Here is a 12686-nt window from a genome sequence, read left to right as displayed (position 1 = left end):
TAAAGGGGAATCCGCTCGATTCGTGCTGCAGAGTCACAAGGTCCTAGACGACAGCGCCGGCCCGATAGCCAACGCCGCGCACCGTCATCACGATTCGGGGACTGTCCGGATCGTCTTCGACCTTCGCCCTGAGGCGCTGTACGTGCACGTTGACCAGTCTGGTGTCGGCTTTGTAGTGGTAGCCCCAGACCTGCTCGAGGAGCATTTCCCTGGTGAAAACCTGTTGCGGCTTCGACGCCAGCGCGAGCAGCAGGTCGAACTCGAGCGGCGTCAGGTTGATGCGCTGGTCACCACGCGTCACCTCGTGGCCGGCAGGGTCGACGACGAGGTCGCCGATCTGCAGGTTGACGGATGTCTCGACAGCGGCCGGTCGCAGCCTGGTCCTGATCCTGGCGACGAGTTCTTTGGGGTTGAACGGCTTGACAATGTAGTCGTCTGCACCCGATTCGAGGCCTTTGACGACGTCTGTGGTGTCTGACCTTGCCGTCAGCATGATGATGGGAGTGCCGGACTCTGCGCGGATCAGGCGGCACACTTCGATGCCGTCGAGGCCGGGGAGCATCAGGTCAAGCAGCACGAGATCGGGCTTGGCCGCACGGAATGCCTCGAGGGCGCTGCCGCCGTCTGCGCAGAAGAGCGTGTCGAAACCTTCACTCTGCAGGACGATGCCAATCATCTCTGCCAGAGCGGTGTCGTCATCGACTACCAAAATACGAGCGTTCATAGATCCGTTTCCCTGAGCCGCACGCGACAAGCGCGTGGTCGGCGACCATTCTTGGCATAAGAGTAGTCGAGTAGGCAGAGCCTAGCCGCGTCCACCGGATTCTGCGCCACGAATATGCCAGCATGAGTACGTGACAGACGCACAGAACTGGCAACCACCGACGGATGGCCAGCCCGCAGATGCTGCGGGCGTTCCCCCCGTCGTTCCACCGACCGTGCCGGCAGCCCCCCAGTACGGGGAGTATCTGCCGCCTGCGGGCGCGCCGCAGCCCGCGTCGTATCCCCCGGCGTCGCCATACGTCCCGCAATATGGGCAGCAGTACGGCCAGCAGCAGCCAGGGTGGACCCCGCCGCCGAAGCCAGGACTGATTCCGCTGCGCCCACTCGGGTTCGGCACGCTGCTGTGGGCGCCATTCCAGGTGCTGAAGCGCAACCCGAAGGCCACCTTCGGTAGCGCACTGCTCGTGCAGGGCATCATCACCCTGGTGTCGCTCATCGTGATCGGGCTGGCCACCTTCTTTGCCGTCAGTCGCATTGACGCCGCTCCACTCGACGAGCGTGACGCCGTCGAAGCCGGATCCATGGCCATGATCGTGGTGTCGGCCATCATTCCCGTCCTCCTCTCTGTCATTGCCTCCGCCCTGCTCCAGGGCGTCATCGTGATGGAGGTCGCCAGGGCGACGCTTGGGGAGAAGCTGAAGCTCGGTCCCCTGTGGCGGGCCGCTGGCAAGCGGCTGTGGCCGTTGGTCGGCTGGACGCTGATCCTGTCATTCGCGCTGTTGATCGCCATCGGCATCCTGGCTGGCGGCATCGCGCTGCTCGCCATGGCCGGCGGCATCGGTGTTGCCATTGCCGTGGTCGTCGGCATCCTCGGCGGGCTCGGACTCATCGCCCTGGCGGCCTGGCTCTACACCCGCACTTCCCTGGTGCCGAGCCTCATTGTGTTGGAGCGTCTCAGCATCCGCTCGGCGATTCGCCGGTCGTGGGCGCTGACGATCGGCTATTTCTGGCGCACGCTCGGCGTGCAGTTTCTGGTGGCGGCGATCGTCAACGTCGTCAGCCAGGTCGTGAGCACGCCGCTGTCGCTGTTGTTCTCTGTCGCGATGTCGCTCGTCGACCCCAATGCCTCGTTCGACGCGTACATCCCGTCCATCGTTCTCTACGTGCTGATCCTGTTCGTGGCGCTCGTGCTGGGGGCCGTCGCCGCCGTGGTGCAGTCGGCGACGACCGCGCTCATTTATATTGACCTTCGGATGCGCAAGGAGGGCCTCGACCTCGACCTGCAGCGGTTCGTCGAGCAGCGGGCAGCCGGGGCCAATCCGGCCGACCCGTACACGTCGCCGGCCGGCTACGTCTCGCCCACCGCTGTTGCCCCTGGTTCGCCCTGGGCATGATTGGTGTCCTGGCAATACCCGTCGACCCGAACGCCCCTGACGCCAGGGAGCTTCTGCGGGAAGAGCTGGCCAAACCCGAGTATGCGGCGGCGAGGCCGACCTGGTTCGACACGCTCTCCCAGGGCTTCTTCGACTGGTTGCAGTCGCTGACGCTGCCGAGCGGGGAGGGTCTCGGCGCCTGGATCCCCGTGATCCTCACGGTGCTGTTCGCCAGCATCCTGGTCGTGGCCTTTCTGATCTTCGGCCTGCCGCGCCTTCGCCGACGCAGCCAGCTCGCCGCTGAACTGTTCGGCGACGACGATCGGCGCTCTGCCGCAGACATGCGTCGCGCCGCGCAGGCCGCGGCGGCCGCCGGCGACTGGAGCCTGGCGTGCGCAGAGATGTTCCGCGCCATCGCGCGCGGACTGCAGGCGCGCACCATCGTTGTCGTCTCCCCCGGCACGACGGCGCACGATTTCGCCCTGACCGCCGCCGCTGCCTTCCCCGCAGAGCATCACGAGTTGCAGGGCGCTGCCGCGGTCTTCGACGGCGTTCGCTACCTCGGGCGTGATGGCACGGAACCCGAGTTCCGATCGCTGGTTGCCCTGGACGAGCGCCTGCGTGCGGCCCAGCCGACGTTTGTGGACGCCACGGCATCCGCTGCATCGTCCGCATCCACCGCATCCACCGCATCCACCGCATCCTCCGCATCCTCCGCATCCTCCGACGAGCGTTCCTCCACGGATTCGGCGGCGCACTCGTGACGGCGGGCCCTCTCGTGACGACCGCGCCGTCGGCGACTGCCGCCCCGTCGACCACGCTCACCGTGCGTGCGTTCAGCCGCAAAGCCGGCTTCTGGGTACTCGCCGGCATCGTGGCCATCGTGGTCTCCATCGTCGCCGCGCTCATTGCCGGCGGGAGCGGGTCCACCGGCGTGCCGCTCGGCGCCACAAATCCGGCACCGGCTGGCAGCAAGGCGCTGGTCGAGGTGCTGCGAAACCAGGGCGTCACGGTCACGGTCGTCGACACCCTCGAGCAGGCGACGGATGCCGTCTCCTCCGAATCGAGCACCATTTTCTTCTCCGACCCGGCCGCCTACCTCACGGCGGAGCAGCTCACAGAGCTCGGCACCCTGGCGCCCCGGCTGGTCATCGCCGCGCCGGATTTCACCATGCTGCAGACCCTGGCGTCCGGCGTCGGCTTCGGCGGGGTATCCGACGCAGACACGCTGGCGGCAGAGTGCGACGTGCCTGCGGCCGAGCGGGCAGGCAGCATCACCCCCGGCGGCAGCACGTTGTCGCTAGCCGGCGTTGAGGCCGGCGCAACGGCGAACGGGGCCGCCGACGCGGCATCCGCTTTCGTCGGCTGTTTCCCGAGCTCCGCTGATCGCTACTCGGTGGTGCAGGGGCCCGTCGTGCTGGCCGGCGTCGCACAGGATGGCAATGCCGCCCCGGAGCGCTCCCTCACCCTGGTCGCAACGACAGAGGTCTTCGACAACGAACACATCGTCGAGTACGGGAACGCCGCCCTCGCCCTCGGCCTGCTCGGCGAGAGCGATTCGCTGGTCTGGTACCTCCCGACTCTGGCCGATGTGCCCGCGACCGGCCCGCCATCGCTCGGCGAGCTCACCCCTGGCTGGGTCACCCCCGTGCTGGTGCTCCTGGTGGTCACCGCTCTCGCTGCCTTCATCTGGCGTGGGCGCCGCTTCGGTGCGCTCGTGGCGGAGAACCTGCCCGTCATCGTCACCGCGAGCGAAACGATGGAAGGTCGCGCGCGGTTGTACGCCCGCAACTCTGCGCGGCTGCGGGCCGCCGACTCCCTGCGCGTTGGCACGGTGCGACGGCTGGCCTCCCTCGTCGGGCTGCCCAGAACGGCCACGCTCGACAACGTGATCGGGGCCGTTTCCGCCCTCACGGGCCGCGCTCCTGCCGACGTCGGCACCATTCTCGTTGGAGCCACACCGGCCTCCGACCGCGAGCTCGTCAGCCTGTCTGACCAGCTGGAGGAACTCGAACGCCTCACCAGACGACTGACCGACCCCGGCCAGATATCCGACCCCGGCCAGGCATCCGTCACGCCGCAGCAACCAACAGACCGATGACCGCCTAGACCTACGACAGACAGACCCGCGACCAACCAGACCAGCGCATCCGCTCGCCCAACCGGAAGAATGGACACATGACCTCTCCAGCACCGACCTCCGCAGCATCTCACGCCGCACCGTCCAACGCCGCGGCGAGCTCCGACGATCTGCGCCAGGCCCTCGCCCAGGTGCGTACAGAAGTGGGGAAAGCCGTCGTCGGCCAGGATGGCGCCGTCACCGGCCTGATCATCGCGCTGCTGGCTCGCGGGCACGTGCTGCTTGAGGGCGTGCCTGGGGTGGCCAAGACACTGCTGGTGCGCTCGCTCAGCCACGCGCTCAGCCTCGACACCAAGCGTGTGCAGTTCACGCCTGACCTGATGCCGGGCGACGTCACCGGCTCGCTCGTCTACGACGCCAAGGTCGGCGAGTTTGAGTTTCGCCGCGGGCCGGTGTTCACCAACATCCTGCTGGCCGACGAGATCAACCGCACTCCCCCGAAGACGCAGTCCGCGCTGCTCGAAGCGATGGAGGAGCGCCAGGTGAGCGTCGACGGGCTATCGCTGCCGCTGCCCGATCCGTTCATCGTTGCCGCGACGATGAACCCCATCGAGTACGAGGGCACGTATACGCTGCCGGAGGCCCAGCTCGACCGCTTCCTGCTGAAGCTCGTACTCGACGTGCCGGAGCGTGACCTCGAAGTCGAGGTGCTGCGCCGGCATGCTGCCGGGTTCAACCCGCGCGATCTCTCGGCGGCCGGCGTCACGCCGGTGCTCGGTGCCGCGCAACTGACCGCGGCCCAGGCGGCCGTGGCATCCGTTGCCGCCAGCGCCGATGTGCTCGCCTACCTCGTCGACCTGGCTCGGGCGACCAGGCGCAGCCCGTCGGTCAAGCTCGGCGTGAGTCCCCGCGGCACGACGGCGCTGTTGGCCGCGGCCAAGGCGTGGGCCTGGCTCGGTGGCTACGACGCCATCACGCCCGACCACATCCAGGCCATGGTGCTGCCGGTCTGGCGGCACCGCATCCAGCTGCGCCCTGAGGCTGAGCTGGAGGGCGTGGCCAGCGACACGATCCTGCGCTCGATTATGCAGCAGGTCCAGGTTCCGCTCTAGTGCCGGTGCGCCGCCTCTCATGACCGTAACCGGCCGTTTCGCCCTGCTCCTCGCCCTCGGCGTGGTGCCGATCGTGCTGCTCGGGGGCACGAGCGCGCAGGCATTCACGGTGCTCTGGCTATGGCTGCTGCTGGTGGTCGCCGCCGGCTGCATCGACCTCGCCCTCGCCGCCTCACCCCGTGCGCTTGCGCTTGCGCGTCGGCTTCCGGCCCGCGTCAGGCTCGGCGAGAGCGTCACCAGTGAGCTGTACATCACGAACAACGGCAAGCGGATGCTGCACGCCAGCATCCGCGACGCCTGGCAGCCCTCGGCCGGCGCCGGCAACAACCGCACCCGGCTGGACATCCCCGCCGGCGAACGCCGCCTCGTCTCGCTCACGCTCACGCCCTTCCGGCGGGGTGAGCGGCGGGTGGGCCAGGTCACCGTCCGCTCGTTCGGCCCGCTCGGCCTCTGGGCAAGGCAGGCGACCCTGGTGGCGCCAGGGCGCATCCGCGTGCTGCCGCCGTTCAACGCGCGCAAGCACCTGCCGTCCCGCCTGGCCAGGCTGCGCGAGCTCGACGGGCGCACGAGCGTGATGATCCGTGGCCAGGGCACCGAGTTCGATTCGCTGCGCGAGTACGTGCGGGGCGACGATGTGCGCTCCATCGACTGGCGTGCAACCGCGCGGCGGGGCGACGTCGTGGTGCGCACCTGGCGCCCGGAGCGCGATCGCCGGGTCGTCATCGTCGTCGACACCGGACGCGTCTCCGCCGCCAGGGTCGGCGACGAACCGCGGCTCGACACGGCATTCGAGGCTGCGCTGCTGCTCGCTGCCCTCGCCACGCGCGCCGGCGACCGGGTTGATTTCGTGGCCTATGACCGCCGCGTGCGGGCGCGGGTCCAGGGCGCGCAGGGTGCAGAGCTGCTCTCACGCATGGTGGATGCCATGGCGCTCGTCGAACCGGAGCTGATCGAGATGGACTGGTCAGCGGTGCCTGGCCAGGTGCGCAGCATCACCAACCAGCACGCCTTCGTGGTGCTGGTCACCCCCGTCGACGCTGCGGGCGCGTCGACGAGCCTGCTTGCCGTGCTCCCCCAGTTGACGCGCTCGCACACCGTTGTGGTGGCATCCGTCACCGATCCCCTCATTGTGCAGGCCAGTCGCGAACGCGGCAACCGCGAAGAGGTGTACCGGGCGGCGGCGGCCGAACGCTCGATGCTGGACATCACGCGGGTGTCGGCGGCGATCAGGCAACAGGGCGCAGAGGTGGTCTCCGGAACACCGGATGCCTTGCCGCCCGCGCTGGCCGACCACTACATCGCGTTGAAGGCGGCTGGCCGGCTGTAGCCGCTCTGCCGGTCGAGGAGCGAGCGCTAGCGAGCGTCTCGAGACCCGCCGCCGGTCGAGGAGCTCGCGCCGCGACCCCGCCGGTCGAGGAGCGAGCGCTAGCGAGCGTCTCGAGACCTCGCCTGCCGTCCCCAGAACTCGCCCACGCGCATCCGTTCGGTCGGCCATCTGAGGCGGCAGTCCGGCATGTAGCGAAAACAGGATGAATCGGCCATGTGTCATCGAAAACAGGACGGATCGGCCTGTTTCAGGTCGCGCATCCTGTTTTCGCGACACCCGCCGTCGCCCGAAATCCGGTGCGGGTTCGGCCCATCGTGTGGCGGCTACGCCTCTACGTCGCCGAACAGTTCGCCCATCACTTTGTGGCGGATGACCTGCCACCCCTTCGGCGCCGACGTGCGCTCGCTGTGCCTGGCGCACAGGTCGTACCCGTGCGGCTCTGGCATGGCGGAGAGCGGGCCGAGCACGGCCATCGAATCTGCGTAGACGAACGTCATCGTCGCCACTGCGGGGGCAGCGCAGGCGATACGGGAACATGGCCGGGTAGACATCGTCATTCAGAGTACTCCGGCAGGGCACCGAAGTAGGATGGCGACATGCAAAGGTCGAGCGGTTCTGTCTTTCCTGAGCCGCAGCCTCGGGCTCGCGGGCTCGACAGGCACGGGCGTGGTTTGCGCAGTTCAGCGACGGGCCCGTACCTTCCACCGCTCCGCACACGCACCGATTTGTTCGATCTGACGGTGGCATCAACGGTCGACTACCTGCGTGGTGTGTGGCCGGCTGAACTCTCCACCGCACGCTTCGAGGTGGCTGCCGGACCGGCATCCGTCGTTCCCGGCGTCGGCGTTGAGCGCTGGGCGGTGTTCCCCTCTGAACGCCGCGTCGTGTTCTACCGGCTGCCGATCCAGCGCCTGAGCCACCTGCACCGCAACGACGAACTCCACCAGCGGATGGCCATCGAGAGTTGCGTCTTCCGCGGTATCGCCGAGTTGCTCGGCAAGGATCCGTGGGACCTGGCGCCGGAGCGGTTCCGCCACTTCTAGGTCGCGCGCGGCATCCGCTCACTTCATTTGTCTCGGCTCGCATTTCACACAGCGGATGCCACTCCAAGCGGAGATTTTGCGACTCGCCGAGGCGCGGCGCCACTTTCACGCGGCGTGTCGCATTTTCTCCGCCTGAACGCGCGGAATTCGTGACGCGTGCTCCTGAACGCTGAACGCTAACGCGCAGATTTCGAGACGCGTGCTCCTGCGTCGCGCGCTCCTCAATCAGCGGGGAGGGACAGCGGGAGCGCCAGCGCAGACGGCTAGTGGGCGAAGACGCGGATCTCCGAGGCGAGCGAGCCGGGCGGACGAAGGCTGAACGCCGAGATCTGCCCATCGCCGAGGTAGCTCACCGAGGCGGAGATTCCCTCGCCGCCCGTCACCGCATAGGTGCCGGATGCCTGCACGGCGGCCACCGCAGAGCCGCTGGCGGGAACCGTGACCGTGGTCGCATCCCCACCGGCGTTCGGGGTGATCGTGATGGCGGCATCCGCTGTGTCTGAATTGAAGAGGTGCAGCGTCGGCGATGGGCCGGGGGCGACGGCGACCAGGAAGTCAGCGGCCAGCGCCTCTGAAGCGACGAACCAGGCGAAGTCCTGCGCGGTGGTACCGGCCGCCTGCGTCTGGGCCGCGGCAACGATGGGCTCGTCGGAGTCGATGGTAACCGTGAAGCTGCCGGGCGACAGCGATTCAAGCGGAACCTCGGTGGCGACACCGGGCTGCAGGTCAACCTGCAGCGACGTGCCCGTGGCAGAACCGTCTTCGCTGGCGAGTCCGATCTGCACGGTGGAGCCCTCGTCACCCGGCACCAAAAGGCGGATGCTCGGGGCAGCCGTTCCCCCGCTGTCGGTCGAGCTGGCGCCGGCCGCTGCGGCAGACACCGTCATCCCGGTGATGACCTGGCTCGTCGCCGGTCCTGACGTCGCGCCGATCATCTCGACGCCGCGCGGCACGATGCCGTGAATGACGCTCTGCTCGAGCGTTGCGGTAACCTGGCCGCCACGTGAGGACACCTGCACGACGGGCGACTTGACGTTGGGGGCGAGACCGGCGAGCGAGATGATCCGCTGCGTTCCCGGCTGAACCAGGATGCCAGTCGCGCCCGGCGCACTCACGACGCCGGTCTCCGAGTACACGACGAGGTCGACGGTGGCGGCGACTTCCGTTGGGTTACTGAGCAGCAGCAGGCTAGTGTTTCCGATGTCGGTGGAGCCGCCGACCAGCCACGCGTCAGCCGACGCCTCTGTGCATGCGGCAGCAGCGAAGCCGCCGATCGTCTCGCTGGCTGCGGTCTGCGACTGGCTGCCAGCGACGAGCGGCACCGTCATGTCGCCGTCCTCCGCAGGCACGGTGACCAGCACGGGCGCGCCATTCTCGGCGCCCTTGGCGTTGTCGACCGCGTCGATATCAGCAGCGGATGCCTCGATCACCTCACCGAGATCGGCGCTGTCGGTCACGGCTCGCGCGGCGTACACGCTGGTGGCGGCGCCAACGGAGGTGGCAGCATCCGCTTGGCTGGAATCCTCAGCCAGGGTCAGCAGGGGACCTGGACACACCCGCTGCAGCTCAGCGGGTTGCGGCACCACGAGAGCGGATGGCGGCGAGGCCGCGACGCTTGGCCAGGTGATGAGGGTCGATGCGCTCACGGCAACGACGGCGATACCAATACCGATGACTCCGGCGACCGCTCGAGCGCCCGCCAGGGCAACTCCGCGCTTACTTGGCATCGTGGTTCTCCTCGTGCTGAATATGCGGGTAGGCGCCGGTGGGTGGCGCCGAATCGGCTGCACCTGGGTCGGCAGCGTCTGAATAGGCAGAATCTGAATAGGCAGCGTCTGAATGGGCAGAGTCTGAATAGGCAGAGGCAGGCGCAGTGCCAGCAGCATCGACGGATGCCACCTCGACCGAACGCGTATCAACGTCGCCCTGGTCGCGACTTCCGGTCTCAATCGCCCCGGTGTCGATTTCTCCGGTGTCGACGGGCCCTGTGTCGATTGGCCCAGTGCCGTTCGCACCGTTCCGCGCGCCCCTGCCGGTGCCGGTGCCAACGCCACGCGAGCGCTCGGCGCGCTTCAGCTTGGCCGTCGCCCGCGCGTTCTGGCGGATGGCATCGCGGTTGGCCTGGCGAACAGCCTCGCGGCCTGCCCCGGTGGGAATGGAGAGCAAGATGGTCGCACCGATGACCACGAGAGCAATGATCGTGAAGATGAGGCCGATGACGCCGCCGGCATTCACCGGGATCGCTCCGGCGTCCGGGTCGACTGCACCGTCGTTCCGCCACAGCTGGCCGAATGCGGTCTCGCCGACCTGGGCAAGGGCTGCGTTGGCGTTCAGCGCGGTGTTCGCCCTGAGCTCGGTCGCTGCAGCATTGCTCGTGGGCTTCACCGTGGTGCCCAGCACGCCGGGCTCGACCGCCGGCGGCCGAAGCAGCACGAAGCGGATCCCGAACTCGGCAAGCCCCTCAGAGGCATCCAGACCGCTGCGTGAGACGAGGTTGCCGGCCAGCACAGCCAGCTCCTCCTGCTCGATACTCAGCGCTGATTCCGTGCTGGCGAGCGTTGACTGGGCATCGAGGGTGTCACCATTGCCGCGGATGACATTGGCCAGGATGCCGCCGTCGGGCTGCGGCACGATTTCGAGCGTGCCGAGGCGTGGGTCGGTCTGCGCCTCAGCGCTGACGAAGGCGGGGAGGGTGCGCTCAGACCCTGCGCTGACCACCGAGGTGCCGAGCTGGAGGGAAGCGGCCAGCGGCGCGGCGACGACGGCGACCGTGAGCGCGACGACGAGCGCGGGCACCAGGGCGAACCGCCTGATGTTGCGGAGCGTGTAGATGACGGCACCGATGATGCCGAGCCAGTAGAGGCTGAGGCCTGAGCCCGTCCAGACGCCGACCGACTCTGAGCCCGCGGTGGCGACCGCGATGTGGCTGGCGGCAACGGCCGTGCCGAAGCCCAGCAGCGCGGCGACGAGCGAGAACGTTGCGGCCCGGGAGCCGGGGAGGAAGAGCGCGGCCAGGGCGAGCAGTGCCAGCGGGGCCAGCAGCGCTGGGATCACGATCTGGGCTGTCGCCAGGGGCACGCCGGCCGCAACCAGCAGCGTCGCCCAGCCCCCCAGGTCGCCGGTCGGGAAGCCCATCAGCAGTTGCCACACCGAGACATCCGCTGAGGGAATCGGCACGCCGGGGTCTGCGATGAGGGCGAGCCAGTTGCCGCGGAGCGTCTGGTCCCAGATGAGGGGCAGCGCCAGGGCCAGGGCCGGCAGCGGGATGCCGATGAAGCGCATGATGGAGCGGCCGCTCGTCACGACGCAGATGAGCCAGCCGATGAGCAGTGCGGGGGCGAGCGACGGCGCACAGGCCACGATCACGGCGAAGAGCAGTGCGGCAGAGGCAGAGGCCGACCAGGAACGGGCGGCGGCCAGCCCGGCGAAGAACAGCCACGGCAGCACGAGGTGCACGATGATGTCGGCGGGGCGCCCGGTGGCCAGCGCTGTCAGGAACGGCGGTGACAACACCCACAGCGCTGCGGCGATGGCGCGGAGGCTGCCGCGCTGGGTGAGCCGGGTGGCGGCCATCCAGGCACCGAAGGCCGCGAGCGGAAGGGCCAGCAGGTACAGCAGCACGAGGGCGAACGACGTGTCCCAGAAGGTCAGTGAGCCGAGAATGGCCACGACGGCCGCGAACGGGTCGGCCGCGCCGACGAATCCGAGCCCAATGTCGCGCCAGCCATAGAGCGCGTTCTGCCACAGCGTGGTGAGCTCAGCACTGAGAGGCAGCAGTCCGCCGCCGGTCAGTGAGCCTGCGCCGAGCAGCGGTGCGAGCAGGATGACGCCGGCAAGTGCGGCGACGATGATGGTCCAGGCCCCGCCGGTGGCGAAGAAGTGGATTTCTGGACGCAGGCCCCGAAGCGTGGTGGCGCTGGCCTCGCGGCGCAGGGCGTTGCGGCGGCGCACCTCGGCAGACGGCACCCGCAGTGGCGCGAGCGCTGCCCAGCCGACCTTCTTCGTTGCCGCGAGCTTCTTGCGTGCGTTGCGCACCCGCATCCCGTTGAATGCGGCCCCGAACGCGGCAGCGAACTCACCGAGAATGGCGCCTGGCTCCTTGCGCAGCAGCTGCCACACCGAGCGGATGATGGCGAGCGGCACCAGGGACAGCCAGTGGAAGATGAGCGCTCCGACGGGCGCGTAGACGAGCCTGCGGTGCAGTTGGGCCGAGCGTTCTGCCCGAATGCGCTTGCGACGTTGACGGCCGCTCGATGAGCCGTTCGGACCCGCGACACCGTCGCCGGCTGAGGCGACCCTGGCGGCGGGAACAACCGAGACACGGTGGCCTGCGAGGCGAACGCGGATGCAGAAATCAAGGGAATCGTCGACAACGGGCAGTCCGGGGTCGAAGCCACCGAGCTGGTCCCAGACGATGTGGCGCACGAGCATTCCGCCGGCGGCCACGGCCATCACGTCGCTCAGTCCGTCGTGCTGCGCCTGGTCGAGTTCGTTCTCCACCAGGGTGACAGTCGCACCGAGTGGCGTGACGGATTCGCCGAATTCGTGGATGTAGTCTGCCGCATCCCATTCCATGACCTTCGGACCGGCCACGGCAACGGATGGCGCAATCTCGAGTCCGCCGAGAAGCTGCGCGAGGGCATCCGCTTCTGGGGCGCTGTCCTGGGCCAGCAGCCACAACATCTCGTGATCTGACTCTGGGTGCCCGGTCATCCGCACGGCGACGGCGATGGCCTGCCCGAACGTGAGGTCGGCATCCGCGCTCAGGAAATGCGTGGGACCGAAATCAGCGAGCAGCGTGCTGGTGGAGTCGGTCGACCCGCAGTCGACGACGATGACCGTGTCTGGCTGGCGCGTTTGAATGCTGAGCGCCTCGAGAGTTCGCTCAAGGTGCTTCGCGCCATTTCGCGCGACAAGGATGGCGGTGACTCTCGGTTGCATAACGGGGACAGCCTAGATCGGAGAGTGCCTGGCATCGATGATGCGGGTGGGCGCGCCACAAATCGACCCGCGAATGGGTGTGAAAAG

10 protein-coding genes are annotated in these 12686 nt (G+C 68.3%); 6 read left to right on the top strand and 4 right to left on the bottom strand.

What is annotated here, in order from left to right:
- Positions 1–43: 43 nt before the first annotated feature.
- Complete coding sequence (gene mtrA, locus AC25Z0_RS12425) at positions 44–724, bottom strand: MtrAB system response regulator MtrA (protein WP_488133406.1); 681 nt, start codon at positions 722–724, stop codon at positions 44–46.
- 130 nt (positions 725–854) lie between these two features.
- Here mtrA and AC25Z0_RS12420 point away from each other — a divergent pair, with 130 nt between their 5' ends.
- From AC25Z0_RS12420 to AC25Z0_RS12400, 5 genes are all read left to right on the top strand, one after another.
- Positions 855–2117, top strand: a complete 1263-nt coding sequence (locus AC25Z0_RS12420) for a DUF7847 domain-containing protein (protein WP_488133405.1) — start codon at positions 855–857, stop codon at positions 2115–2117.
- On the top strand, positions 2114–2860 hold the full coding sequence (locus tag AC25Z0_RS12415; protein ID WP_488133404.1) for a DUF4129 domain-containing protein: 747 nt from the start codon (positions 2114–2116) through the stop codon (positions 2858–2860). Before AC25Z0_RS12420 ends, AC25Z0_RS12415 begins: the two co-directional genes overlap by 4 nt.
- On the top strand, positions 2857–4197 hold the full coding sequence (locus tag AC25Z0_RS12410) for a DUF4350 domain-containing protein (protein WP_488133403.1): 1341 nt from the start codon (positions 2857–2859) through the stop codon (positions 4195–4197). The genes AC25Z0_RS12415 and AC25Z0_RS12410 overlap by 4 nt, the downstream gene beginning before the upstream one ends.
- A 77-nt stretch (positions 4198–4274) precedes the next feature.
- Entirely contained in the window at positions 4275–5288 is a 1014-nt protein-coding gene (locus AC25Z0_RS12405; RefSeq protein ID WP_488133402.1) for an AAA family ATPase, read from the top strand.
- A gap of 19 nt (positions 5289–5307) precedes the next feature.
- On the top strand, positions 5308–6615 hold the full coding sequence (locus AC25Z0_RS12400; RefSeq protein ID WP_488133401.1) for a DUF58 domain-containing protein: 1308 nt from the start codon (positions 5308–5310) through the stop codon (positions 6613–6615).
- Positions 6616–6938: 323 nt separating this feature from the next.
- On the opposite strand, the gene AC25Z0_RS12395 is transcribed toward AC25Z0_RS12400, so the two are convergent.
- The gene (locus tag AC25Z0_RS12395; RefSeq protein WP_488133400.1) at positions 6939–7166 is read right to left on the bottom strand and encodes a DUF3499 family protein; all 228 of its coding nucleotides are present in this window, start codon (positions 7164–7166) and stop codon (positions 6939–6941) included.
- A 189-nt stretch (positions 7167–7355) separates the two neighbouring features.
- Here AC25Z0_RS12395 and AC25Z0_RS12390 point away from each other — a divergent pair, with 189 nt between their 5' ends.
- Positions 7356–7658 (top strand): hypothetical protein, encoded by a 303-nt coding sequence (locus tag AC25Z0_RS12390; protein WP_488133399.1) that lies wholly within the window; start codon positions 7356–7358, stop codon positions 7656–7658.
- Positions 7659–7921: 263 nt separating this feature from the next.
- Here the strand turns inward: AC25Z0_RS12390 and AC25Z0_RS12385 are convergent, their stop codons facing one another.
- Both AC25Z0_RS12385 and AC25Z0_RS12380 read right to left on the bottom strand, forming a co-directional pair.
- A complete protein-coding gene (locus AC25Z0_RS12385) occupies positions 7922–9385 on the bottom strand; it encodes a DUF5719 family protein (RefSeq protein WP_488133398.1) in 1464 nt (487 codons plus the stop codon).
- On the bottom strand, positions 9375–12599 hold the full coding sequence (locus AC25Z0_RS12380; RefSeq protein ID WP_488133397.1) for a glycosyltransferase family 2 protein: 3225 nt from the start codon (positions 12597–12599) through the stop codon (positions 9375–9377). Before AC25Z0_RS12380 ends, AC25Z0_RS12385 begins: the two co-directional genes overlap by 11 nt.
- Between the last annotated feature and the right edge of the window lie 87 nt (positions 12600–12686).

This window comes from Leifsonia sp. Y862, from assembly GCF_057669585.1.
Note: the sequence above shows the minus strand (reverse complement) of the source record. Positions and strands in the feature narration are given on the sequence as shown.